The following is a 24,082-nucleotide window of genomic DNA, read 5'->3' as shown; positions in this document are numbered from 1 at the left end:
CCGCTACCTCGTGCAGGTGGGCAGGTCAGCGGCGGTCCCCGCGCCGATCGCGGTGATGGCCTCGCGGGCCTCGTGCAGGGTCGAGATGCGCACCACCCGCAGCCCGTCCGGGACGTGCCCGACGACCTCGTCGCAGTTGGACGCCGGCGCGAGGAACCAGGTGGCACCGTCCCGGTCCGCCCCGGCGAGCTTCTGCCGGATGCCACCGATCGGCCCCACCTCGCCCGTGACGTCGATGGTCCCGGTCCCGGCGATGTCCTTGCCCTTCGCCTCGTCCTCGGGGGTCATCTTGTCGACGATCCCCAGCGCGAACATCGTGCCGGCGCTCGGGCCGCCGATGTCGTCGATGCTGATGGTCACGTCGACCGGCAGGTCGAAGGTCGGGTCGATGTAGACGCCGATCTGCGCACCGCCGTCGTCCTTGGTGGCGGTGACGATCGGCACGTCGACGGCCTGGCCGTGCCGGCGGACCGTCAGCGTGACCGTCGACCCGGGCTCGACCGCGTCGAGCAGCTCGATCAGACCCTGGTAGTCGGGCACCGGGGTGCCGTCGAGCGCGACGATGACGTCACCCTCCTCGACCTTGCCCGCCGCGTCGGTGCCCTCGACCGTGCCGGCGACGACGAGCGTGGCCGGCACCTCGTAGCCCAGCTCCGTGAGCGCGGCGACCGTCGCGTTCTCCTGCGACGACACCATCTCGGCGGTGTTCGACTTGTCGATCTCGTCCTGCGTCTGGTCGGGCGGGTACAGCAGCTCGACCGGCTGCACGACGACCGACTTCGAGAGCCAGCCCTGCAGCACGCCCACCACGCTGGAGGGGAAGCCGGGGCCGCCGGTGCCCGAGACCGTCGTGAGGCGCAGCTCGCCGGTCGAGTCATAGGTCTCGGCGCCGGAGATCTGGATGAGCGGCGTGCCGTCGTGCTCGCCCAGCACGTCGCGCGTCGGGCCGGGGCTGTTCACCGCGTAGGGCACCGGCAGCACGACCAGGAGGGCCAGGAGCAGCGCCGTGACCAGCATGCCGGCCGACAGCATGATCGATCGCGGACTGACGCGCTCGGGCTCGGCCAGGACCTCGTCGGAGCCGTCGAACGGGGAGGGGGGCTGGTCCAGCACGCCCACATCATCCCTTGCCGGGCTCATGGTCGACGACGCGCCGCCCGCGCCTGACGCCACACCGCGGCGGTGCCGATGAGCGCGACGGCCGCCCCCGCCGCGCCGAGCGCCGCGGCGTCGCGCGTGCCCACCCGCCGCCCGGCCACCGCCAGCCGACCCTGCACGCCCTCGAGCAGCACGTCGAGGCAGGCCGCGCTGGACCACCTGGGCTCCCAGCCCGCGGCCCGCAGCCGGTCGGCCGCGACGGTCCACGGATAGACGACGAACGCGAGCTCCGACGCCGGCGCCGGCAGCACGCCGACCCGGTGCAGCCGCTCGGCGGTGCCGAACGCCGTGGCCGCCGCCAGCTCGATCCGGCGCATCCCGGCCGCCGCCTCGACGTCTCCGGGCTCGAGCACGTCGGCCGCCCCCACGGTCAGCACGCCCGCCAGCGCGTGCTCCACCGCGAACCTCGCCGCCCCGGCGAGATCGTCGACGTGGACGAACTGCCACTGGCGGGACACCCCACGGACGGTCAGCAGCCGCGGCGCCTCGAAGTGGCGCGTGACGAACGTGTCGACGCCCGCGCCGACGACGGCCGCCGGCCGCAGCACGGTGACCCGTGGGGCTGTGCGGCGGCTGCCTCGCGCCAGCACCGCCTCGGCGGCGAGCAGGTCGCCGACCAGGCCGTCGCGGGYGGCCTCGTCGGCGGAGGGTAGCGGGTCGGCGTCCTGGATGACCGGCCGGTCCGGCCACGCCCCGTACACGACCGCCGACGAGATGGCCACGACGTGCCGCGCCCCGACGGCCCGCGCGGCGGCGAGCCCTCGCTGGGTGTGCGCGACGATCGCCGCCTCCCGCTCGCGTCGGCTCCTCACGGCGGACGCGACCAGGTCCCCCGGGTGCGCGACGAGCACGACGACCGTCGCTCCCGTGAGCACGTCGGCCGGGTCCTCCGCCGGCACCTCCTCGACGCTCCGCACCTGGCCGCCCCAGGCCGCGGCGATCGCGGCCGCGATCGGTCCGCGGCCGACGACGACGACGTCGTCGGCACGCTCCGGTGCCGTCGGGCGCCTGCTGCGCCCTGAGCGAATCTGCTCGCCCACCATCCCTCGTTCCTGTGCTGCGCGGTTACCGTGGTCCGCAGCCGGCCCTATCGTCGCAGGAGGTCCCCGTGAGCCCCGACAACTCCGCTGTCCCCGGAGCCGATGGTGGCGTGCCCGCCTGGGAACAGGTGATGCGCGCGATGCTGGGTGACAGCGCCGACGACGCGATCCGCGAGCTGCAGGAGCGCGGGTTCGACCCCGCCGCCATGGCCGCGGCCTCGGGCCTTCCCGACGACCCCGCCGCGCTCCAGCAGGTGTTCGCGCAGGTCCAGGCGTTGTTGTCCGCCTCGGGGGACGACCCCGTCAACTGGCAGATGGCCCACGATCTGGCCCGCCAGCAGGCCGCCGCCGGGGGCGACCCGTCGCTCACGACGGCGCAGACCCGGCAGGTGCTCGACGCGCTCGCCGTCGCCGAGCTCTGGCTCGACGCGGCCACGGATCTCCCGCCGTCGACCGGTGCCGCGCGCGCCTGGAGCCGGGCGGAGTGGGTCGAGGCGACCCTGCCGACCTGGCGGACGCTCACCGAGCCCGTCGCGTCGTCGCTGTCGATCGCCCTGGTCGGCGCGCTCGGCGGGGCCCTCTCGGGCGAGTCGGACGAGCAGCTCGCGCTCCCCGGCGGCATCGAGCCCGGCCAGCTGCTGCGCCAGCTGGGGTCCGCGGTGTTCGGCATGCAGGTCGGCCAGGCCGCAGGCACCCTCGCGCACGAGGTGTTCGGCACCACCGACATCGGCCTCCCCCTGCTGGACCGGCCCGCGCCGGCGCTCGTCGCGGCCAACGTGGACGCCTTCGCCGAGGGTCTCGATGCGCCCGCCGAGGAGGTCCGCCTCTTCCTCGCGCTCCGCGAGGCCGCTGCCACCCGGCTGTTCACCCACGTGCCCTGGCTGCGGTCGCACCTCCTGGCCACGGTCGAGACCTACGCGCGCGGCATCACCATCGACGCCGACCAGCTCGAGGAGGCCGTCCGGTCGATCGACGTCACCGACACCGCGGCGCTCCAGCAGGCGCTGTCCGGCGGCGTCTTCGCGCCGCACACGACGCCCGCCCAGGTCGCCGCGCTCGAGCGGCTGGAGACGGCCCTCGCCCTCGTCGAGGGCTGGGTCGACGAGGTCACCGCCACCGCCGCGCTCCCCCACCTGCCGCACACCATGGCCCTGCGCGAGATGATCCGCCGCCGTCGCGCCGCGGGCGGGCCCGCCGAGCAGACGTTCGCCAACCTCGTCGGCCTCGAGCTGCGGCCGCGCCGCCTCCGGGATGCCGCGGCGCTGTGGGCGCAGATCGGCCGCGACAGGGGCCCGGCCGCCCGCGACGCCGTCTGGGACCACCCCGACCTGCTGCCCGGGACCGAGGACCTCGACGACCCGTCCGGCTACGCCGCCCGCCGCGCGACGGCTGTCGACGACGCCGCCGAGGTCGACCGCGCCCTCGCTGAGATCCTGGGCGAGGACCCGGACGCCGGCCCGACGGCCCCATAGGGCGTCAGCCCGAGCTCGTCGGTCCCGCGCCGCTCAGTGGTCGGCGTCGGAGCCGACGTCGCCGAACCCGTGGTCCCGCGCCGCTGTGCGGATCCGACGGTCGCCGAGCCCGTAGACCCCCGCGCCGCTCAACGGTCTCGGTCGGCGTCCACGCGCCGAACCCGTGGCCCCGCCGCTGTGCGGATCCGACGGTCAGCGAGCCCGTAGACCCCCGCGCCGCTCAGCGGTCTCGGTCGGAGTCCACGTCGCCGAGCTCGAGCTCGAGCTGGCCGATCGCGTCGTCGTCGGCCGAGAGATCGTCCGTCGCGGGATCGTCGCCAGCCAGCTCCTCGGCCGTCAGCTCGTCGGTGAGGACGTCCTCCGGCTCCTCGAGGCCGCCGTCGTCGACCTCGTCCGCCGGGACGTCGGCACCCGGTTCCCCGTCGGACTCCTCGGGCTGGGACGCGCCCCGCTCCGCGGCATAGGCGTACCCCTCGAGGAACCCTCGCGCGCGCGCCGTGCGCGGATAGCCGTCCAGCTCGGCCCAGAAGTCCGGGCCGTGCCCGGCGTGCAGCAGGTGCGCGAGCTCGTGCAGGAGCACGTAGTCGAGCACCCACCTCGGCATGCCGCGGACGCGGTCGGAGATCCGGATGGTTCCGTCCGACGGCGTGCACGACCCCCACCGACGGCCCTGGTTGCTGGACCAGCGCACGCTGGTGGGCCGCGCCCGCCCGGCGAGATACCGGGCCGAGAGCTCGGCGGCGCGCGACGAGAGCTCGTCGTCGGACGGTCGACGGCGCCGTTCCTGGGTGTCGAGCCGGGCGAGCATGCGCCGCACCCACTCGTTCTCCTGCGCCCGCGTGAACCGCGCCGGGATGGCCACGATGGTCCGGTCGCCCTCGCGCCAGGCCGTCACCGTGCGCACGCGCTTGCGCGAGCGACGGATCTCGACCTGCGACAGGTCCTGCGTGGGCTGCACAGGTGCACGGTAGCGCGGGCCGCCGACGCACTCCGGTTCACCCATCGCCGCACGGCGCGTCCTGCACGATTCCGCGGGCTGTGGGCGGCTCGACTACTACTGTGTAGGTCGCGCGGGCGTTGTTGCACCACCACGCCCGGCCGCCGGCCGGCGGTTCCCCGGTCCGGTGCACGACACCGAGGGAGGGCCCCATGGCCGAGACGTATGCAGGCGAGTTCTACTGCGTGAAGTGCAAGGAGAAGCGCGAGGCCGAGGGCGACGTCGTGATCTCGGAATCCGGTCGAAGGATGGCCAAGGCCACCTGTCCGGTGTGCGGCACGAAGCTCAACCGGATCCTCGGCAAGGCCTGAGCCCACCAGCACCGCCACGGGGCACCGTCCGCCAGGACGGTGCCCTTCGGCATGCCCGGCGCCTGTGGACGACTCCCATCGGGGAGCGCGGCACGCTGCCAGAGTGACCGACATGCGACTGCGAGCCGGGCTGCGGGTGCTGCGCCGCACCGCCACCGAGGTCCAGGTGGGCACGGACCCGCGCTGGGCCGTCCGGCTGCCGGACCTCACGCGCGCCGAGACGGAGCTCCTGCTCGGGGTCGACTCGCGCACGGACCTCGCCGGGCTCGACGTCGTCGCGGCCGGCGTCGGTGTGGACCCGGCCCGGGTGCGGCACATCGTCGGCACCCTGGCGGCCGCCGGTCTCACCGAGGACCTGCCGCGACGACCGCTGCTGCGGGGTCCGGCGGCCGCCGACGCGGAGGTGTGGTCCCTGCTGCGCGCGGAAGGCGACGGCCCCGGCCTCGTGCGCGGGCKCGCGGACCGGGTGGTCGGGGTGCTCGGGCTCGGGCCCACCGGGCTGGGGATCGCGGTCGGGCTCGCGGCGGGCGGCGTCGGGACCGTGCTCGTCGACGACGGGCGACCGGTGCGTTCGACCGACGTCGGCGTGTGCGGATACCGGTGGTCCGACGTCGGATCGGTCCGCGAGCATGTGGCCGCCCGGCTCGTGCGCGACGTCGCCCCGCACGCGGCGACCGTGTCGGACCGCCGCCCCGATGCCGTGGTGCTCGTCGAGGACCGGGTCGCCGACCCGCTGCGCGGCCCGGTGCTGGTCGCGGGCTCCACGGCCCACCTCTCGGTCGTCGTGCGCGAGGCCGACATCGTCGTCGGCCCGTTCGTCGTCCCCGGAGCGGGACCGTGCCTGCGGTGCCTCGACCTGCACCGCGCCGACGCCGACGCCGCGTGGCCGTCGCTCACGGAACAGCTGCGTGCCGACCGGGTGGTCCCGGGCGAGGCCGGCGCCGTCTCCGCGGTCTGCGCGGGGATCGGCGCCGCGGCGGTGCTGGCGCACCTCGACCGCGAGCCGGGACTGGCACCGGGCGCCACCTACGAGGTCGGCCTGCCGGACGCGATCCCCCGCAGACGCACGTGGGCGGTGCACCCCGAGTGTGGGTGCACCGCCCTCCCGGCGTCGCTGGTGGGCGCGCAGGGACGTGTCACGGCCGGCTGAGTCGCGATCAGGCCGCCGGGACCGCGTTCTTTCGTGGGCGACCACGACCGCGCTTGGTCGCGACCACCACACCGCCGACGAACACCTCGCCACCCCAGACGCCCCAGGGCTCCGCGCGCTCGATGGCGCCGGCCAGGCAGCCCTCGATCAGCGGGCACTCGCGGCACAGGGCCTTGGCCCGCTCCACGTCTGCGGTCCGCTCGGCGAACCACAGCTCGGGGTCGCCCGCCCGGCACGGGATGAAGTCGGCGACCATCTGGTCGAAGGTCTGGCGGTCGTCAGTCGCCGAAGTGCTGTCGGTGAGGGGCCATGGACCGGATCCGCCGTGGTTCACCGTGTCGAGCAGCGTCGTGAGCCGCACGATGTCCTCCTGATGTCCTTGCTGGTGAGGGTGTTGCGTCGGTGCCGGACCGAACGCCCACCCGTCCACCCGACTCATCGGGAGAAACAGAAAGGCCGCGGGTCCGAGTTCGGACTCCGCGGCCTGAGGCCCTCTGTGGAGGGTCAGATCATGGGAGTCCGGATCAGGTGCTGACGGGGATCGGTCGCCGTACGACGCTTCGCAAGGCCCCCCGTGAGCTCCAGGGCGCTGCCGCCGATGGGCGCAGCGATCCCCTGGGACCGGAACGAGACGGGTGCGACGAGTCGCGGGAGGAACGCATAAGCGTTCGGCGTCGCGATCATCGTGATGCTCTCCATCAGTGCACCCACCCCCTCTCCGGCTCGGACCCTCGCAGTTTCTGCGCGATCCCTCTACAAGGACGTCGCCCACCCTAGGACAGGCGCAGAAACGCGGACAACCGATTTAACGAAGATTCGTCGACGAATTTCTGCCAAGCCGATTCAGGCTCACCGCGCGGGTGCCTGAAGCGCCGCCCGCACGGTCGCCAGGACGTCCTCACCGATGCCTGCGAGCGTCGTCGGCCCCACCCCGCGGACCGTGCCCAGCTCCTCGAGCGTGCCCGGGCAGCGCTCGGCGATGGCCCGGATGGTCGCCGTCGTCAGCACCGATGCGGGCTGCCGACGTACCTCAGCCGCGTGGGCGTCGCGCCAGACGGTGAGTCGGTCCACCACCTCCTGCTGGCGGTCGTCGAGCTCGCGTCGCGGGCCGGTGGGCCGGCGGCGCTCGTCGGGCCACAGGTCGGTGAGGAAGCGCGACACGCCTCGGCTGGCACGGGCGCGCGGGTGGCGGGCTCGCGAGTACGACAGCTGGAGGTGCTCGCGCGCTCGCGTGATGCCGACGTAGAGCAGGCGCCGCTCCTCGGCCACGGCCGCATCGGTCTGCGCCTGGACCGTCGGGAGCAGCCCGTCGGAGAGCCCGACCAGGAAGACCGCGTCCCACTCCAGTCCCTTGGCGGCGTGCAACGACGCGAGCGTCACGCCCTCGACCGTCGGCGCGTGCTGGGCGGCGGCCCGCTCGTCGAGCTCCGCGACGAGGTCGGACACCGTCGGCTCGCCCCCTCCCGCGGTGGGGGCCGCGGCCAGCGAGTCGGCGAGGGTGACCAGGGCCTGCAGCGCGTCCCAGCGCTCCCGGGAGGCACCGCGGCCCTCCGGCGGGGAGTCCGTCCAGCCGGCGCTGCGCAGGATGTCGCGCACCGACTCGGGCATCGGCACCCCCGGGTCGGCGGCCCGCGCGCCGCCGCGCAGCAGCACCATCGCCTTGCGCACGTCCGCGCGAGCGAAGAACCGGGCGTTGCCTCGGACCTGGTACGCGATGCCGTGGTCGGCGAGCGCCGCCTCGAAGGCCTCCGACTGCACGTTGGTCCGGAACAGTACGGCGATGTCGGCGGGCGACACCCCGCGCCGCACCAAGTCGGCGATGCCCTGCACGACGCCGGCGGCCTCCGCGTCGTCGTCCGGGTAGGCCACGTAGGAGACGTCCGGACCGTCGGGGCGCTGGGCGCGCAGCGCGAGCGGGGCGGGGCCGCCCGCCTTGCGCGCGGCGTCCATCACGTGGTTGGCGAGACCCACCACCTGGGGCGTGGAGCGGTAGTCGCGGACCAGCTCCACCGTCGTCGCCCGGGGGTACGTGGCAGTGAACGAGGTGAGGTGGTGGGCCGTCGCGCCGGCGAACGAGTAGATGGTCTGGCTCGGGTCGCCGACGACGCAGAGCTCCTGCCGGCCGCCCAGCCACTGGTCGAGCAGGTACTGCTGCAGCGGGCTGACGTCCTGATACTCGTCGACGACGAAGTGCTGGTACTGCTCGCGGACCGACTCGGCGACGTCGCGGCGCTCGGCCAGCATGGCCGCCAGCAGGAGCAGCACGTCCTCGAAGTCGATGACGCCCTGCTGGTCCTTGGCCGACTCGTACGCCGCCATCAGCCGCGCGACCGACTGCGGGTCGACGCCGCCGGGGCCGGGGCGGTCCGTCGCAGCCGCCGCCTTGGCGTAGTCGTCGGCGGTGACCAGCGAGACCTTGGCCCACTCGATCTCCGAGGCCAGGTCCCGCACGCTCTCCCGGTCCGTCTCGAGGCCCACCAGCGTCGCGGCGTGGGCCACCAGCTTGACCTTCTGCTCGAGGATGCGCGGCGGGGGGCCGCCCACGACCTTGGGCCAGAAGAAGCCGAGCTGGCGCAGCGCCGCGGCGTGGAAGGTCCGGGCCTGGACGCCCGACGCACCGAGCAGCCGCAGCCGGGTGCGCATCTCCCCGGCCGCACGGGCCGTGAAGGTCACCGCGAGGACGTTGGCGGGTCGGTACGCACCGACCTGGATGCCGTAGGCGATGCGGTGCGTGATCGCCCGGGTCTTTCCCGTGCCCGCCCCGGCGAGCACGCGCACGGGTCCGCGCAGGGTGGTCGCGACGGCGCGCTGCTCGGGGTCGAGCGCATCGAGGAGGGCTTCGGCGGACATCGGGCACAGTCTCGCAGCCCCCGCCCACAGCTCGTGCGCCCCTGTGCGCCTCGGGTACCGTCACCCGTCCGCGCGACCTCGGGAAGAGACCGGGCCGCGCGGGCGTTCACCCCGTGGGCGACGATCTCGCCCCGATGACCAGACGAGCGACCGAGGACCGATGACCACGCAGACCCTGCCCGACGCCGGCACCATCACGATGTACTCCACGACGTGGTGCGGGTACTGCCGCCGTCTCAAGACGCAGCTGGACTCGGCGGGCATCGGCTACACCGAGGTCAACATCGAGGAGCACCCCGACGCAGCGTCGCTGGTCGAGTCCCTCAACGGCGGCAACCAGACGGTGCCCACCGTCGTGTTCCCCGACGGGTCCGCCGCGACGAACCCGTCGCTCGCGCAGGTGCGCGACCGGCTCGTCTGACCCTCAGAGCGGTCCGCCGAACCACTCCTCCACCAGGGCGCGGGCTATCGACGCCCGCCCCGGCGGGATGACCTCGCCCGACTGCACCGCGGCGGCGAGCTCGTCGCGGGAGAACCACCGGGCGTCGGTGAGCTCGAGGCCGTCCACGGTTACCTCCGTCGACTCCGCCGTGGCGCGGAAGCCGACCATGAGCGACGCCGGGAACGGCCACGGCTGGCTGCCGCGATAGCTGACATCCCCGACGAGCACGCCTGCCTCCTCCGCCACCTCGCGCCGCACGGCGTGCTCGAGCGACTCCCCCGCCTCGACGAACCCGGCGAGCGTCGACCACCGGCCCGGCGCCCAGTGCGCCGCGTGCCCCAGCAGCAGCCGGTCGTGGGCGTCGACGACGGCCATGATCACCGCCGGGTCCGTGCGCGGGTAGTGCTCCGACTCGTCGACGACGCACACCCGCGTCCAGCCCGACTGGCGCACCCGCGTCTCGGCACCGCACCGCGGGCAGCGAGGATGCCGCGCGTGCCACGAGTCGAGCGCGACGGCCGTGGTCGCGAGGCCCGCCTCCTGCGCGGTCAGCCCGGCGCCGATGTCGCGCAGGGAGACCCAGCTCAGCCCGTCGGGCAGGAGCGGCTCCGGGCTCGGGTTCGGGGTGGACGGCGCGGCGTGGACAAGGACGTCGGCCGCGTCACCGACGCGCGGGGCGGGTCGCCGCTCCGGAACCCGCCGGGCCAGGAACACCTCGCCGGCGTCGGAACGCCCGAGCAGCAACCAGTCCCCGGGGTGCGGGAGGAGCGCGGCGACGTCCCCGGGCGAGAGGAGCGCCACCCGCGGTTCCGGGGTGGCGACGACCGCGCCGTCGCAGACGAGGAGCACGCGGGTCGCCTCGTCGGCGAGGGCCCGGGGCACCGCGTCGTCGTCGCCGCGCAGCAGTGCGGCTCGGTCGACACCGGCGCGGGACAGCGGAAGGTCATCCGAAACGATCACGCGGTCACGGTACGCGGAGGCCCGTTTCTGGACGATTCGGGCGGAGACACGCCGCGCCGCTCGGCCAGGAGCGCCCGGTGGCCCGCCTATCCTTGGCGCGTGGTCCGATCCCCTCTCGCCCTGGCCGCGCTGGCGACCGTCGCCGTCCCGGGACTCGATGCCTTCGACGTCCGACGGCCCGCCCAGCCCGGGTCCGACTTCGACACGGCTGTCGTCATCGACGCCCACCGCAACCGGTGGGTCGTCCGCGCGCCCCAGCACGCCGCCGCCGGCGCGGCGCTCGAGGCCGAGGTCGTCCTGCTCTCCGGGCTGGCCGATCAGGTCGAGCGCGGCAAGCTCCCGTTCGCCGTCCCCGCACCCGTCGGCTTCGCGCACCTGCCCGAGGGCGGGCGCGCGGCCGTGCACGCGGAGATCCCCGGCGAGCCCCTCCGTCTCGAGCGGCTCGTGCCCGGCCCTGGCCTCGCCGCCGCGCTCGGCCGCGCGATCGCCGCCGTGCACGAGCTGCCGACCGGCCTCGTCGAGGACGCCGGCCTGCCCGTGTACGACGCGGGCGAGTACCGCAAGCGCCGTCAGGCCGAGGTCGACGAGGCCGCCCGCACCGGCAAGGTGCCGCCCGCGCTGCTGCGGCGCTGGGAGGAGCGGCTGGAGGACGTCGCGCTCTGGCGCTTCCGGCCCACCGTCGTGCACGGCGACCTCACCAGCGACCGGGTGCTCGCCGCCGGGGACGACATCACCGGCATCCTGCACTGGGGCGACGTCTGCGTCGCGGACCCGGCCGACGACCTGGCCTGGCTGCTCGTCGCGGCGGCGCCCGACGTGACCGACTCGATCATGGAGGCGTACCAGCTGCGCCGGACCGAGCTCACCGACCCGCACCTCGCCGACCGCGCCCTCCTCGCCGGTGAGCTCGCGCTCGCGCGGTGGCTGCTCTACGGCGTGCGCAGCCAGGACGACGAGATCATCGACGACGCGGTGGCGATGCTCGACGACCTCGACGCCCACACCCGCCAGGACGCCGAGGCTACCTCGCTGCTCGCGTGACCGACCGGACCGTCGCGTGGGGCGGCCTGCACAACGCGCGCGACCTCGGCGGGCTGCCCGCCGGGACGTCGACGACTCGGTTCGGGCGCCTCTATCGCGCGCCACGCCTCGACGGTCTCGACCAGCAGGGCTGGGACGAGCTGCTCGACGCCGGGGTGCGCACGATCATCGACCTGCGCAACCCGCACGAGATCCTTCCCCTCGCGCTTCCCGCGGCTGTGACGCGGTACCACCGGCCCGTCGAGGTGTGGGACGACGCCGACTTCATGGCGCGGTGGCGCGCCGCGCTGAACTCGCCCGTCTACTACCGCGCGAACCTCGACGCCTGGCCGCACCTGGTGGTCGACGTCGTCCGGACGGTCGCCGACGCGCCCGAGGGCGCCGTCGTGATCCACTGCTCCGCCGGCCGGGACCGGACGGGGCTGGTCACCGCGCTGCTGCTCTCGCTGGTCGGCGTGCCGCTCGACGCCATCGTCGACGACTACGTGCGCAGCGTGGTCGCCATGGACGCGTTCGCGGCGGCCGGGCACGGCGACGAGGCGCCGCGGACCGCCGACGAGCTGACCGCGTGGCTCGCGGACGTGACCGGTCACCTGCGCGCGCTGCTGGAGGATCTCGACGTCGCCGACTACCTCACGAGCAACGGCCTGACGGACTCGGAGCTCACGCGGGTCCGGGCGCGGCTGCTCGACTGAGGCCCCGGCGCGAGCGCGTCCAAAGGCTCGCCGCCGCTTCTGACGAGCTGCCCGCCCTCGCGCACGACGTGGGGTCGGACTGCTCGTCGTCCGCTGACGCTTGGTTCGCACCTCTCAGTCAGCGTCGAACAGCGTGGGAGCCGCCGTCGGTGCCGCACGGCGAGCCGGTGCCGCGTTCGCCGTCTCCCAGTCGGGGCGACGACGTCCTTGAGGATTCGTCCGGGGGCCGCGCCGGTTGGGTCGGGGATCGTGGACCGGACCCGCCGCCTGCACCCCGTCCGCCGTGGTCGCCGAACGCAGCAGGGCAGTGATCTCGGCCTCGTCGAGCAGCCGCTCGGGGTACACGGTGACCCCCGCGCCGACGTAGCAGAACGCCGCCCGCACCCGGTCAACGGGGGTCCCGGTCCAGCGCGACCAGGCGAGCCGGTAGACGGCCAGCTGGAGCTCGCGGGAGGCCCGGGCGGCGTCGTCCTTCGGCGGGGCGCCGGTCTTCCAGTCCACGACGACGACACCGCCCGCGTCCGCACCGTCCGCGTCCGCACCGTCCGCCTCCGTACCGATCGTGTCCGGGAACACCGCGTCGATGCGGGAGCGCAGCACGTAGCCGTCGACCGAGATCTCGATGTCCACCTCGACCGCGACCGGCGACCGGTTCGCCCACTCCGTGGCCAGGAACGCTTCCCGCAGCGCCTGCTCGTCCAGGTCCAGCGACGCGTCGTCGTCGTCGGCACCGGGCAGGGCGTCGACGTCCACCAACGAGGCGCTGCCGTACCAGCCCTCGACCCACGCATGGAAGCGAGTGCCCCGGCGTGCCTGCGGGGACGGCTCGGCGGGCACCGGGCGGCGCAGGTGCTGGGCGAACTCGGCGGGGTCGCCCTCCAGGCGCACGAGCGCGGAGGCCGACAGGTGCGCGGGGAGCTCGACCTCGCCCGACGGCGTGCGTGCGCGCTCGCGCTCGGCGAGCAGGCGCTCGGCCAGCACCTCCCACGGGTGCTGCGGGTCGTCGCCCGCGACGCTGCCGATGTCGGCCACGCCCTCGATCTGGTTGGTTGAGCCGGAGGAGATTGACGCCGTCGGCACAGTCGAAGCCTCTGGTCGCACCGTCCCTGTCGGCACCGCGGTCGGCGGCACCGCGGTCGGCGGCACCGCGGTCGGCGGCACCGTGGTCGGCGGCACTGTGGTCTTCAGCGCCGCCGGCCTAGCCATCGCCGCTCGGACCAGCTCCGCGGCGGCCTCGACGTGCGGGCGACGCGTCGAGCCCGTCTCCGCGCCGAACGGGTCTGCGGGCCAGGTCGCCGTCAGGGTCAGCGATGCCCGGGGGTTGGTTCCTCCGTCGTCGGGCGCGGACTCCCAGCCTCCGGTCTCCACGAGGCCCGCCTCCGCCAGCTCGGTGAGGAAGGTGGAGACCTTGCGCACCCGCGTGCCGTCGCCCCACCACGCCGCGGTGAGCAAGAGGTCGGAGCGGGCGCGCGTCAGGGCGACGTACGCGAGGCGTCGCTCCTCGGCCACCTCGTGGTCGCCGGCGTCGAGCACGAAGCGCTTGCGGCGCTCCTCGAGGTCCTTGGGGTCCGCCGCGCCGGCGTACTCGAACGCGGGCAGGTCGTGCCGGTCGCCGCGCAGCGGGTAGGGCAGGGAGCCGAGCCCGGTCAGCCACGCGGAGTCCTTGGGGCCGTCCTTGCCCTGGGTCGGCGTTGCCGGCAGGCCGCCGTCGACCAGCCCGGCGACCGCGACGACGTCCCACTCCAGGCCCTTCGCCGCGTGCACGGTGATGAGCTGGACGGCGTCGGGGTCTGGCTCGGAGACCGGCATGTCCAGGCCGTTCTCGCGCGTGTCGGCGGCCTCGAGCCACGCCAGGAAGCCCCCCAGGTTGGGGTGGTCGGCGGACCGCGCGAACTCCACGGCCACGTCGCGGAACGCGTCGAGCTGCGCGCGCGCCCGGCCCGGTGACGTCCGCGCGCGTGCGGCGACCTCGATGTCGAGGCCGAGGAGTCGCTCCGCCTCGGCGACCAGCTCCGGCACCGACAGGTAGGTGTGGCCCCGGAGCACGCGGAGGGTCGACGCCAGCTCTCCCAGCCGCGTCCGACCGACGGCGCTGAGGGTCCGGCCGCCGCGGCTGGTCCAGCCGTCGGCCGGCAGCTCGGTGATCGCGTCGAGCGCGTCCACGATGCTGCGCTCGTCGACGGCGTCGGCCTCGACGACGACGTTGTCCACCGCCACCGGTCCGCCGTGGTCGGACGTCGTGCCGTCAGCCGTCGCGGTCGGGTCCGCGTACCCCCGGGCGCGTGACCGGCCGTCGTGCCGGGCAGCCAGCTCGCCGGACCACGCCGCCAGGGCGTGCAGGTCGGCCGCACCGAGCCGCGTCCGTGCACCCGTGAGCAGCCGCATGAGGGCGTCGCCGCGGGACGGGTCGTGCGCCGTCTGCAGCAGGGCCACCAGGTCGACCACCTCAGGCGCCGAGAGCAGCCCGCCGAGGCCGACGACCTCGACGGGCAGCCCCGCGTCGCGTAGGGCACGCCGGAGCGGCTCGAACTGGGACCTCTTGCGGCACAGCACCGCCGCGGTGACCCGCTCGCGTCCGGGGCCGGCCGGTTGCCACCGGTCGCGGACGAACTGGGCGACCGCGCGTGCCTCGTCCTCGAGCGTCTCGGCGACGTGCGCGCGCACCCGACCCTCGCCCGCGCCCGGCCGGGAGGCCAGCACCGGCACCGCGACGCGGGTGGTCGAGGCGCGCAGGGGGGCCGCCACGTGGTTCGCCGCCGCGAGGATCAGCCGGTCGTTGCGCCACGAGGTCGACAGCTGGTGGACGTCCGCCGGTGCGCGCGTGCCGTCGTCGCGCACCTGCGCGAACGACGTCGGGAAGCCCTCGAGCCCCCCGGCGCTCGCGCCGCGCCAGCCGTAGATCGACTGGTTCGGGTCCCCGACGGCCGTCACCGGGTGCCCCCCGCCGAACAGGGCGCCGAGGAGGGTCAGCTGGGCGTAGGACGTGTCCTGGTACTCGTCGAGCAGCACGACGCGGAACCGCTGCCGCTCGCCGGCACCGACCTCGGGCACGTCGAGCGCCAGCCGCGCGGCCAGGGCCACCTGGTCGCCGAAGTCGATCGCGTCGCCCGCGCGCTTGCGCGTCCGGTACTCGGCGACGAGGTCGAGCACCCGGACCCGCTCCCCCAGCGACCGCAGCAGCTTCTTGACCTCGGCATAGGGCTCACGCGCCGGCTCGCCCGCGGGCGTCGCGGCGATCGCCTCGAGGATGCCCTCGACCCCGGCGCGCGCACCGGCGGCGTCGAGCAGGTGCTCGTCCAGCCCGCCCGACAGGGTCAGCACCGCCTCGATCACCGTCGAGGTCGCGGCATCGGTGTCGAGGTCGTCGCTCCACGCCTCGACGACCTCGCTGGCCAGCTGCCACTGCGCGGCCTCGCCCAGCAGCCGCGCGGACGGGTCGAGACCCAGCCGCAGGGCGTGGTCGGCGACGAGGGACGCCGCGTAGGAGTTGTACGTCGAGATCGTCGGCCGGGACAGGCCGGCGAGCGCGTCCCCGCGTCCGGGGTCGACGGTGCCGTGCAGGACGACGCCCTCCGCCGCGGCGGCGCGCGCCAGCGTCCGCAGCCGCCGGCGCACCCGCTCGGCCAGCTCGCCCGCCGCCTTGCGCGTGAACGTCAGGCCGAGCACCTGGTCGGGTTCGACGATGCCGTTGGCCAGCAGCCACACCACCCGCGCGGCCATGGTCTCGGTCTTGCCGGAGCCGGCGCCCGCGACGACGAGGGAGGGCCCGAGCGGCGCCTCGATGACGAGCCGCTGCTCGGCGGTCGGCGGGGGCTGGCCGACGAGGGCGGCGATCTGCGCCGCCGAGAGGACGCCGGTCATGCGACCACCTGCCCGCCCTCGCCGCGGACCGGGCACGAACGCCGGACCGGGCACCGGTCGCACAGGTCGTTGGCGGTCGCCTCGAACGTGGACGCCGCCATGCGGTCGGCCACCTGGTCCACCATGGTCCGCGCCCAGCTGGGTCCGTCGACCTCCGGACCGAGCGGCTCCTGCGTCCGCAGCACGGCCGACGCCCCGGTGCCGAGGAAGACCAGCTGCGCGCCGCCGGAGGTCGCGCCGTCGGGCAGCCCGTCGAACGCGCCCGCGTCCACGGCCAGCTGGTAGGCGCCGAGCTGCGGGTTCTCGGCGGTCTTGCTCACGCTGGGCGGGCTCGCCCCGGTCTTCAGGTCGACCACGCGCACCACGGGACCCGTCTGGCCGGCGGTACCGTCGTTCACGAGCTCGATCCGGTCGGCCGAGCCGCGCAGGGTCGCCCGGTCGGTGTCGACCGAGAACGCACCCTCGACCAGCAGCGGCTCACCGGCGGTGCGCAGGTACACGGCGAGCCGATGCACCATGGCGTCCGCCTTGCGGCGCGTGGCCAGCGCCGGCCACCCGGCGCCCAGCCCCAGCTCGCCCCAGCGCTTGTCCAGGGCCTCCGACAGCTCCGCCTCGGTGCCGCGCGGGTGCTCCTGGGCGATCGCGTGCAGCAACGTGCCCAGGCTCTGGCCGCCGCTGCTCGACGCCGTGCCGCCCGCCGCCTCGAGGGCCCAGCGCAGCGCGCACCGCTGCGCGGTCTCGACCTTCGACGGCGAGACCGGCACGCGCTCGTCGTCCGCCCACAGCGGGGCGTGGCTGGACGGTGCCGCGAGGCCGTACCACTGCGCGGGGTCCGCACCGGGCACACCGGCGGCCGCCAGCCGCGCGAGCGTGCTCGCCGCCACGGGATCCGGCTCGGCGCCGTCCAGGGCGGCCTGCTCCAGGTGCGCGCGCAGCTGCGCGACCAGCCCGCGCAGGTCGAGCGGAGCCGGGACCGCGGTCCGGCGCGGGTCGACCTCGTCGTCCGACGGGTCCACCAGGTCGAGGAACGGTGACGGCTGGTGGTCCGCGTCGTCCACCGCGGTGACCACCAGCGAGCGGCGCGCGCGCGAGCACGCGACCACGAACGAGCGCAGCTCGTCGGCCAGCACGGCCTCGCGCGCCGCGGCGGCGTCGAAGCCCGCCGCCCCCACGCGTCCAGCCACCACGTCCACCAGCGCCTGGGCGCCCAGCAGCGAGTCGCGCAGCCGCAGGTCGGGCCACGACCCCTCCTGCACGCCCGCAACGACGACGACGTCCCACTCCCGCCCGGCCGCGCCGGCCGGGGTCAGCACCTGCACGGACGCGCGGCGGGCGCGTGCCGCGAGCGAGTCMGACGGCAGGTCCTGCGCCTGCAGCCAGTCGACGAACGCCGCCGGTGTCGAGCGCGGCATGCGGTCCACGAACGTCTCGGCCGCGCGGAACAACGCCAGCACGGCGTCCAGGTCGCGGTCCGCGCGCTCCCCCGCGGCGCCACCGGCAAGCGCCGAGCGACGCCACGGCTCGGCCTGGTCGGCGGCGTGCCACAGCGCCCAGAGCACGGTCTGGGCGTCGGCACCCGGGATCGCGGCGGCGCGGCGCCCCTCGGCGAGCACCCGGGCCAGCCGAGCGATGGGTCGGGCGGCGGCGGGGACCTGCTCGTCGGACCCCAGCGCCTCGACGAGCAGCGCATCGCTGGTGCGCCCGCCGCCCTGGGCGAGCTCCTGCGCGCGCAACGCCCGGCGGACGCGCCGCAGGCCGACCGTGTCGAGACCACCCAGCGGCGAGCACGCCAGACGCGCGGCCGCCGTGGCGTCGAGCTCCACCGCACCGACGCAGACCCGCATCGCGTCGAGCAACGGCCGGACCGCGGGCTCCTCGCGCAGCGGAACGTCGCTGCCCAGCACGCTGACCGGCACGGACGCGCCCGCCAAGGCTCGTCGCAGCGCCGTGACCTGGGCGCCCGACCGCGCGACGACCGCCATCTCGCTCCACGGAACCCCGCGCTCGACGTGGGCGCTGCGCAGCGTGTGCGCGACGAACGCCGCCTCCTGCGCGGTGCTGGGCAGGATCGCGGCGCGCGCCTCGCCCTCGCCGGAGCCACCGGGCTCCGCGCGCCGGTGCTGCACAGCGCCGACCGCACCCACCCGTTCCGCGATCCGCCCGACCACCGCGCGCAGGGCGGCGTCGTGCCGCCACGCCGTCCGCAGCACGACCGTGCGCGCACCGAGCTCGCCCGGGCCCGGGCCGTCGACGCCCGCCCGGCCCACCAGCGACGGCGTCGCGCCGCGGAACGTCTGCACCGCCGCGTCGGGGTCCGCCAGCAGCACCACGCGGGCTCCGTCGTCGGCCAGCGCCCGCAGCAGGCGGGCCGTGGCCGACGTGCTCTCCTGGTGGTCGTCGACGACGACGAGCCGCCACCGCGGACGGACCGCACCCGGGACCTCGACGTCCCACGACGCGAGGGCCTGGGCGGCCTCATCGACGACGACCGCCGGGTCGAGCCGGGCGCCGAGGTCGGGGGTGCCCGTGCGCAGCTGGACGACGTCCAGGTACTCCTCGTACAGCCGGGCGGCGCTGGCCCAGGCCGGCCGGCCGTGCACGTCCGCGAGCGCGGCGAGCTCGACCGGGGTCAGGCCGCGCTCGGCGGCACGCATCAGCAGGTCGCGCAGCTCGTCGCGGAACGGGCGCAGGCCGAGCACGTCCGGGCGCACCTCGGGCGGCCACGCGAGCGGCACGCCCTCGCCGGCCGCGTGGCCGGCCAGCAGATCACCGATCAGCAGGTCCTGCTCGGCACCGGACACGAGCGTCGGGGCCGGCTCGCCCAGCAGCGAGGCCCGCGCGCGCAGGATCGAGAACGCCGCGGCCGCCGCGGTCTGCACCAGCGGCCGGCCCGAGGTCCGGCGGAGCCGCGCCGACAGCCGGTCCCGCAGGTCCGCCGCCGCGCGACGCCCCGACGCCAGGACGAGCACGTCCTCCGCCGAGAGCCCGTGCTCCACCGCGGCCACGACCGCCTCGAGCGCGACCGTCGTCTTGCCGGTGCCGGGGGCGCCGAGGACGAGCAGCGCCCGGTCCGACGTGGCCGCCACGGCCGCGACGACCTCGGCCTGCTCGGCGTCCAGCGCGACGAGGGCGCCGGGTCCGGCGGCCGGGACGTCCGCGAACGCCGGGCGCACGAGGCGCAGGGCGGTCGTGGAGGTGGTCACGCGGAAGATCCCATCACGAGCCACCGACACCGCCGCGCACGACCCGCTGCCGGAGGTCACGTCACGGAGAACGGCTCAGAACGTGGTCAGAACGTGGTCACGGGGTGGTCAGGGGAACGGCCACGCGTTCGGCACGCACGGGGCCGCCCGGTAGGACTGCTGCTGCATGACCGGGGCCACCTGACCGGCCCCGGGGCACCGCTCGTGCGCGTGGCCGAGCAGGTGTCCCACCTCGTGGTTGACCAGGTACTGCCGGTACAGCGTCTTGTCCGCGGCGAACTCGTCGGTCGCCTCGACCCACCGCCGAAGGTTCAGTGCGGCGTGACCGGCCCGTCCGCAGGACACCTCGCCGTCGGTCCGCAGCGGCGCGCAGAGGGCGTCGATCGTCGTCGGCGAGGCCAGCAGCACCCGCATCTCGGCATCGCCGTCCGTGCGCGCGAACGACAGCGACCCGTCGGCGCCCCAGCTGCGCTGGTCGTTGAGCGTGGCCATCACGGTCGCGGCGAACAGCGCCCCGTCCACCGCCAGGCCGTCCTCGACCTCGACGCGCACGGTCCGGACGGTGCCGACGCCCGGCCCGGGGTCGCTGCCCGCGACCACCGTGAACGTGCCGGCGGCCGACTCGGGCACGTCCGAGGACAGCAGCCCCGCGGCGACGTCCTGCGCGGTCAGCCCCGGGGGCAGGGCGAACACGGTGGGCGGAGGCTCCGTGGGAAGCATGCCGAGCGGCGCCTCCACCGGGTCCGCGAGGGCCGGCTGGCGGCCCCCGGACATCCGGCTCTGCGACCCGTCGCGGTCGAGCAGCTCGGCGTCGGGCGCACCGGTCGACGCCGGGCCGGACGAGTCCCCGAGGACCGTGTCGAGCATCGCGCCCGCGTGCGGCGAGCCGGTGGTCCACCACGCCCCGCCCGCGCCGAGCACGAGTCCGACGACGACCGCCGCGACCGCTGCGAGCACGGACGCCAGGCTCCGGCGCGCCCGGTGGGGTCGACGAGGACGAGCTGGCGAGCGTCTGCGCGCACGCCCTCGTCCCTGGCCCGTCGGGCGCGCACGCGGAGCCGTCACCCGGTCATCGTCGCACTCCTGACACATCCCGTCGCTACCATGCCGGAATGACGGACGGGACGGACGACTCGACCCCGAGGGCGCGCAGCCCCCGGATGGCGCGCGACGAGCGTCGCGCCCAGGTCCTGCGGATGGCCCAGGAGCTCTTCTCCACCGAGGGCTTCCACCACGTCTCGATGGACGACATCGCCGACCGCGCCGAGGTCAGCAAGCCGGTCCTCTACCGCCACTTCCCGTCGAAGCTGGACCTCTACCTCGCGGTGGTCGACCAGAACGGCGCGGACCTGCTCGTCGCCGTCGACACGGCCGTCTCGGGCATCGAGCAGGGGCCGGTGCGCAGGGGCGACGGCCGCGACGTCATCGCCGCGATCGTCAAGGCGTACATCATGTTCGTCGAGGGCGCAGGAGAGTCGTCCGCGCTGCTGTTCGAGTCCGACGTCACGCACGACGCCGACGTGCGCGCCCGGGTCGAGCACGCGTCCTCGGAAGCCGCACGCCGCATTGCCGTGGTGCTGTCGCAGGTCACGGCGTTGTCGATCGACGACGCGGGAATGCTGGCCGTCTCGCTCATCGCCATGGCGCAGGGCGCCGCCACCCACCGGCTGCGCCAGCCGACTGACGTCGGACCCGAGCGCACCGTCGAGCTGGTCTCCCAGCTGGCGTGGGGCGGGGTGTCCGCGCTGATCCGGCCCGACTTCGAGTACGAGGACGCCTAGGATCGGACGACGTGCCACGGCCCACCGGGCTGATCGAGGCGCGGGAGGACCCCGAGAACCACAGCGTGGAGTAAGGACGTGAAGGAGATGACGGTGGAGATCACCATCGGCGTGCAGAACCTGCCTCGGGAGATCAACCTGGAGTCCGACCAGACGCCGGACGAGGTCGCCGCCGCCGTGGCAGCCGCCCTGAGCGGCCGGCCGGCCCTGGAGCTGGTGGACGTGCGTGGCCGCCGGGTCATCGTGCCGACGGCGAGCCTCGGCTACGTCGAGATCGGCTCCGAGTCGAAGGGTCGCGTCGGCTTCGGCAACATCTGACGACGCAGCAGAGAGCCCCGCACGGAACTTCCGTGCGGGGCTCTGTCGTGCTCAGGCGGTGAGGCCCAACCGGCCCATCCGGCGCGTGTGCTGCGCGGTGAGCTCGCCGAAGAGCTTGGTCGGGGGGTTCGGCGGCGCGGCGTCCGCGGTGCCGGCGGAGCCCTGGGCGACCAGCCGCACGAGGGCCGGCCGCTGCACGAGCAGCCGCTGGACCACCCCGAGGGCCTCCCCGACGAGGCGCCGGCCCCACAGCGCGAGCCGCGCGGTCAGCACGCCGTCGGCGGATCCCGCAGCGTCCAGCTCCGCCACGGCGAGCTCGGCGTGCGAGGCGTCGTCGAGGACCTCCAGCACGACCGCGCGCGAGCCCTCGTCGAGACCCTCCGCGGCCAGCCGGCAGAAGTCGTCGGCCACGCCGTAGCCGACGTAGGCCTTGAGCAGGCGCTCCCACCACGAGCTGGGCTGCGTGCGGGCGTCGAAGTCGTCGAGCACGTCGTGGTACTGGCGCACCGCGGACACCGGGTCGCCGCCGATCGCCGTGATGCGGGCCAGGACGCGGTCGCGCCGCTCGACCGCGGCGGCGGCGAAGCGGCTCAGCTCCAGGCTCTGCTCGATGGTCGGGGCGAGCGACGCGTCCGCGGCGAGGCGGGCGAACGCGACGTGCTCGAGCTGCGCGACCAGGCCGAGGAGCTCGACGGCGTCGTCGTGCTCGAGCGTGCCGACGGCGGGAATGGCCTCGACACCGGTCCGTGCGTGCGTCGTCGTCATCCGAGGATCGTAGCCCCGGCGGGGCAGCGACCGGCCTGCGGGAGCGGTCGGATAGACTGTGCAGGTAATTCGGTTGCCCGGTCGTCTCGGTTCTCCTTCTCGTTCGACGATCACCCCTTTTCTCGCGCAGCCCCGGACCCGTCCGGAAGACGCGCGCGAGTCGACTTGCACGATCGGCTGCCGGCCAACCCGCGTGGTGATCTCCGCTGTCGCCCGGGACGCTCCGACACCCGTCGGCCCCGGCAGCGCGCGGCCCACCACCCTTCGCAGTGAAGAGTCCTCGTGACCACCACCGACGAGACGCCGGAGCAGGTCTCTGCTCTGGCCGAGCCCATGACCCGTCCCCTGAAGAACACCTGGTCCTCCGTGCAGGCGGTGGAGGCCTCGTTCGCGGACTTCGACGTCCGCCCCGAGATCGTCCAGGCGCTGGCCGACGCCGGCATCACGCACCCGTTCCCCATCCAGGCGATGACCCTGCCGGTCGCGCTGTCGGGCCACGACATCATCGGTCAGGCCAAGACCGGCACCGGCAAGACCCTCGGCTTCGGCGTCCCGCTGCTGCACCGCGTCGTGGCGCCCGGCGAGGAGGGCTACGAGCAGCTCGCCCACCCCGGCAAGCCGCAGGCGCTCGTCGTCGTCCCCACCCGCGAGCTCGCGGTGCAGGTGGCCGGCGACCTCGCCACGGCGAGCTCCCGCCGGTCCGTGCGCGTGCTGCAGGTCTACGGCGGCCGCGCCTACGAGCCGCAGATCGCCGCGCTGAACAGCGGCGTCGACGTGGTCGTCGGCACGCCCGGCCGCATGATCGACCTGCTCAAGCAGAAGCACCTCGACCTCTCGCACGTGAAGGCGGTCGTGCTCGACGAGGCCGACGAGATGCTCGACCTGGGCTTCCTGCCCGACGTCGAGACGCTGCTGGCCGCCACCCCGGCGAGCCGCCACACGATGCTGTTCTCGGCCACGATGCCGGGCGCCGTCGTCGCGATGGCGCGCCGCTACATGACGCAGCCGACGCACATCCGCGCCGCGGACCCGGACGACGACGGCCAGACCGTCAAGAACATCAAGCAGGTCGTCTACCGCGCGCACGCCCTGGACAAGGTCGAGATGCTCGCCCGCATCCTCCAGGCGCGCGACCGCGGCCTGACCATCGTCTTCGCCMGCACCAAGCGCACCGCCGCCAAGGTGGCCGACGACCTGGTCGAGCGCGGCTTCGCGGCCGGCGCGCTGCACGGCGACCTGGGCCAGGGCGCCCGCGAGCAGGCCCTGCGCGCGTTCCGGCACGGCAAGGTCGACGTCCTCGTCGCCACCGACGTCGCCGCGCGCGGCATCGACGTCGAGGCCGTCACGCACGTCATCAACTACCAGTGCCCCGAGGACGAGAAGACCTACCTGCACCGCACCGGCCGCACCGGCCGCGCGGGCGCCAAGGKCACCGCCGTCACGTTCGTCGACTGGGACGACATCCCGCGCTGGGGTCTCATCGACAAGGCGCTCGGCCTGGGCATCCCGGCGCCGATCGAGTCCTACTCCAGCTCCCCGCACGTGTACGAGGACCTGGACATCCCGGCCGGCACCAAGGGCCGCCTGCCCAAGGCGCAGCAGACCCGCGAGGGCCTGGGCGCCGAGAAGCTCGAGGACCTGGGCGAGACCGGCAAGCGCGGTGGGGGCCGCCCCGCCGGCGGCTCGCACTCCGACGCGATCCGTGGCAACCGCTCCGGTGACTCGCGTCGGGGCGACGCCCGCACCAGCTCGGCGCCGCGCAGCTCCGGCCCGCAGACCGAGCGTCCCGCCGACGAGTCGGGCGAGGCCCGCGAGGGCGGCAGCCGTCGTCGTCGCGGCGGCCGCGGTCGCGGTCGCGGCGAGGGTGGGGTCGAGAACGCGAACCCGTCCCCGGAGGGCGGCGCGACCGTCGAGCAGGGCACCGAGGGCGCGGGAACCGGCACCAGCCGCCGCAGCCGCAACCGTCGTCGCACGCGCAGCGGCGAGGCGTCCGAGGGCGGCGCGGCGCAGGCGTCGGCCACCGAGGGCTGACCCAGAC

General features: G+C 75.1%; 18 protein-coding genes and 1 pseudogene. 9 read left to right on the top strand and 10 right to left on the bottom strand.

What is annotated here, in order from left to right:
- Nucleotides 1-3 precede the first annotated feature (3 nt).
- Both AC1DYZ_RS04375 and AC1DYZ_RS04370 read right to left on the bottom strand, forming a co-directional pair.
- Complete coding sequence (locus tag AC1DYZ_RS04375) at nucleotides 4-1,113, bottom strand: YlbL family protein (RefSeq protein WP_477063984.1); 1,110 nt, start codon at nucleotides 1,111-1,113, stop codon at nucleotides 4-6.
- 23 nt (nucleotides 1,114-1,136) lie between these two features.
- Complete coding sequence (locus AC1DYZ_RS04370) at nucleotides 1,137-2,201, bottom strand: NAD-dependent epimerase/dehydratase family protein (RefSeq protein ID WP_477063983.1); 1,065 nt, start codon at nucleotides 2,199-2,201, stop codon at nucleotides 1,137-1,139.
- 65 nt (nucleotides 2,202-2,266) lie between these two features.
- Here AC1DYZ_RS04370 and AC1DYZ_RS04365 point away from each other — a divergent pair, with 65 nt between their 5' ends.
- Nucleotides 2,267-3,670: a zinc-dependent metalloprotease gene (locus AC1DYZ_RS04365; protein WP_477063982.1), complete on the top strand. Its 1,404-nt coding sequence runs from the start codon at nucleotides 2,267-2,269 to the stop codon at nucleotides 3,668-3,670.
- Nucleotides 3,671-4,049: 379 nt separating this feature from the next.
- Here the strand turns inward: AC1DYZ_RS04365 and AC1DYZ_RS04360 are convergent.
- Nucleotides 4,050-4,628: pseudogene (locus AC1DYZ_RS04360) on the bottom strand (YgjP-like metallopeptidase domain-containing protein); the annotation flags it as partial.
- Nucleotides 4,629-4,819: 191 nt separating this feature from the next.
- Here AC1DYZ_RS04360 and AC1DYZ_RS04355 point away from each other — a divergent pair.
- Nucleotides 4,820-4,978 carry a DUF5679 domain-containing protein gene (locus tag AC1DYZ_RS04355; RefSeq protein ID WP_370504085.1) on the top strand — a complete coding sequence of 53 codons (159 nt, stop codon included), beginning with the start codon at nucleotides 4,820-4,822 and terminating at the stop codon, nucleotides 4,976-4,978.
- Between the two features lie 103 nt (nucleotides 4,979-5,081).
- Nucleotides 5,082-6,128: a thiamine biosynthesis protein ThiF gene (locus tag AC1DYZ_RS04350; protein WP_477063981.1), complete on the top strand. Its 1,047-nt coding sequence runs from the start codon at nucleotides 5,082-5,084 to the stop codon at nucleotides 6,126-6,128.
- 7 nt (nucleotides 6,129-6,135) lie between these two features.
- Here the strand turns inward: AC1DYZ_RS04350 and AC1DYZ_RS04345 are convergent, their stop codons facing one another.
- Both AC1DYZ_RS04345 and AC1DYZ_RS04340 read right to left on the bottom strand, forming a co-directional pair.
- Nucleotides 6,136-6,489, bottom strand: coding sequence for a WhiB family transcriptional regulator (locus AC1DYZ_RS04345; protein ID WP_456824886.1), 354 nt, complete (start codon nucleotides 6,487-6,489; stop codon nucleotides 6,136-6,138).
- A 488-nt stretch (nucleotides 6,490-6,977) separates the two neighbouring features.
- Nucleotides 6,978-8,978, bottom strand: coding sequence for an ATP-dependent helicase (locus AC1DYZ_RS04340; protein WP_477063980.1), 2,001 nt, complete (start codon nucleotides 8,976-8,978; stop codon nucleotides 6,978-6,980).
- 160 nt (nucleotides 8,979-9,138) lie between these two features.
- On the opposite strand from AC1DYZ_RS04340, the gene AC1DYZ_RS04335 reads away from it, so the two are divergent.
- Nucleotides 9,139-9,399, top strand: a complete 261-nt coding sequence (locus AC1DYZ_RS04335; protein ID WP_456824883.1) for a mycoredoxin — start codon at nucleotides 9,139-9,141, stop codon at nucleotides 9,397-9,399.
- Nucleotides 9,400-9,402: 3 nt separating this feature from the next.
- On the opposite strand, the gene nudC is transcribed toward AC1DYZ_RS04335, so the two are convergent.
- On the bottom strand, nucleotides 9,403-10,380 hold the full coding sequence (nudC, locus tag AC1DYZ_RS04330) for an NAD(+) diphosphatase (RefSeq protein WP_477063979.1): 978 nt from the start codon (nucleotides 10,378-10,380) through the stop codon (nucleotides 9,403-9,405).
- A 99-nt stretch (nucleotides 10,381-10,479) separates the two neighbouring features.
- Between nudC and AC1DYZ_RS04325 the strand changes: the two genes are divergently transcribed.
- Together AC1DYZ_RS04325 and AC1DYZ_RS04320 are read left to right on the top strand one after the other, a co-directional pair.
- Nucleotides 10,480-11,421 carry a phosphotransferase gene (locus AC1DYZ_RS04325; RefSeq protein WP_477063978.1) on the top strand — a complete coding sequence of 314 codons (942 nt, stop codon included), beginning with the start codon at nucleotides 10,480-10,482 and terminating at the stop codon, nucleotides 11,419-11,421.
- Entirely contained in the window at nucleotides 11,418-12,116 is a 699-nt protein-coding gene (locus AC1DYZ_RS04320) for a tyrosine-protein phosphatase (protein WP_477063977.1), read from the top strand. Before AC1DYZ_RS04325 ends, AC1DYZ_RS04320 begins: the two co-directional genes overlap by 4 nt.
- Before the next feature lie 114 nt (nucleotides 12,117-12,230).
- Here the strand turns inward: AC1DYZ_RS04320 and AC1DYZ_RS04315 are convergent, their stop codons facing one another.
- From AC1DYZ_RS04315 to AC1DYZ_RS04305, 3 genes are all read right to left on the bottom strand, one after another.
- Nucleotides 12,231-15,977 carry an ATP-dependent DNA helicase gene (locus AC1DYZ_RS04315; protein WP_477063976.1) on the bottom strand — a complete coding sequence of 1,249 codons (3,747 nt, stop codon included), beginning with the start codon at nucleotides 15,975-15,977 and terminating at the stop codon, nucleotides 12,231-12,233.
- Entirely contained in the window at nucleotides 15,974-19,180 is a 3,207-nt protein-coding gene (locus AC1DYZ_RS04310) for an ATP-dependent helicase (protein ID WP_477063975.1), read from the bottom strand. The genes AC1DYZ_RS04315 and AC1DYZ_RS04310 overlap by 4 nt, the downstream gene beginning before the upstream one ends.
- Nucleotides 19,181-19,288: 108 nt before the next feature.
- Nucleotides 19,289-20,137, bottom strand: a complete 849-nt coding sequence (locus AC1DYZ_RS04305) for a DUF3152 domain-containing protein (protein ID WP_477063974.1) — start codon at nucleotides 20,135-20,137, stop codon at nucleotides 19,289-19,291.
- 155 nt (nucleotides 20,138-20,292) lie between these two features.
- Here AC1DYZ_RS04305 and AC1DYZ_RS04300 point away from each other — a divergent pair, with 155 nt between their 5' ends.
- Nucleotides 20,293-20,961 (top strand): TetR/AcrR family transcriptional regulator, encoded by a 669-nt coding sequence (locus tag AC1DYZ_RS04300; RefSeq protein WP_477063973.1) that lies wholly within the window; start codon nucleotides 20,293-20,295, stop codon nucleotides 20,959-20,961.
- A gap of 87 nt (nucleotides 20,962-21,048) precedes the next feature.
- Nucleotides 21,049-21,279 carry a DUF3107 domain-containing protein gene (locus AC1DYZ_RS04295; protein ID WP_456824926.1) on the top strand — a complete coding sequence of 77 codons (231 nt, stop codon included), beginning with the start codon at nucleotides 21,049-21,051 and terminating at the stop codon, nucleotides 21,277-21,279.
- 51 nt (nucleotides 21,280-21,330) lie between these two features.
- On the opposite strand, the gene AC1DYZ_RS04290 is transcribed toward AC1DYZ_RS04295, so the two are convergent.
- Nucleotides 21,331-22,044: a ferritin-like fold-containing protein gene (locus tag AC1DYZ_RS04290; RefSeq protein WP_477063972.1), complete on the bottom strand. Its 714-nt coding sequence runs from the start codon at nucleotides 22,042-22,044 to the stop codon at nucleotides 21,331-21,333.
- Between the two features lie 333 nt (nucleotides 22,045-22,377).
- On the opposite strand from AC1DYZ_RS04290, the gene AC1DYZ_RS04285 reads away from it, so the two are divergent.
- Complete coding sequence (locus tag AC1DYZ_RS04285) at nucleotides 22,378-24,075, top strand: DEAD/DEAH box helicase (RefSeq protein ID WP_477064049.1); 1,698 nt, start codon at nucleotides 22,378-22,380, stop codon at nucleotides 24,073-24,075.
- The last annotated feature ends 7 nt before the right edge of the window (nucleotides 24,076-24,082 follow it).

The sequence above is a fragment of the Cellulomonas sp. P1_C4 genome (assembly GCF_056406355.1).
This window is presented reverse-complemented; position numbering and strand designations above follow the sequence as displayed.

Bases quoted from the DNA above. Each gene is read 5' to 3' on its own strand.
- AC1DYZ_RS04355 (WP_370504085.1), top strand. From the start codon at position 4,820: ATGGCCGAGACGTATGCAGGCGAGTTCTACTGCGTGAAGTGCAAGGAG.
- AC1DYZ_RS04340 (WP_477063980.1), bottom strand. From the start codon at position 8,978: ATGTCCGCCGAAGCCCTCCTCGATGCGCTCGACCCCGAGCAGCGCGCC.
- AC1DYZ_RS04300 (WP_477063973.1), top strand. From the start codon at position 20,293: ATGACGGACGGGACGGACGACTCGACCCCGAGGGCGCGCAGCCCCCGG.
- AC1DYZ_RS04315 (WP_477063976.1), bottom strand. From the start codon at position 15,977: ATGACCGGCGTCCTCTCGGCGGCGCAGATCGCCGCCCTCGTCGGCCAG.
- AC1DYZ_RS04290 (WP_477063972.1), bottom strand. From the start codon at position 22,044: ATGACGACGACGCACGCACGGACCGGTGTCGAGGCCATTCCCGCCGTC.
- AC1DYZ_RS04335 (WP_456824883.1), top strand. From the start codon at position 9,139: ATGACCACGCAGACCCTGCCCGACGCCGGCACCATCACGATGTACTCC.
- AC1DYZ_RS04295 (WP_456824926.1), top strand. From the start codon at position 21,049: ATGACGGTGGAGATCACCATCGGCGTGCAGAACCTGCCTCGGGAGATC.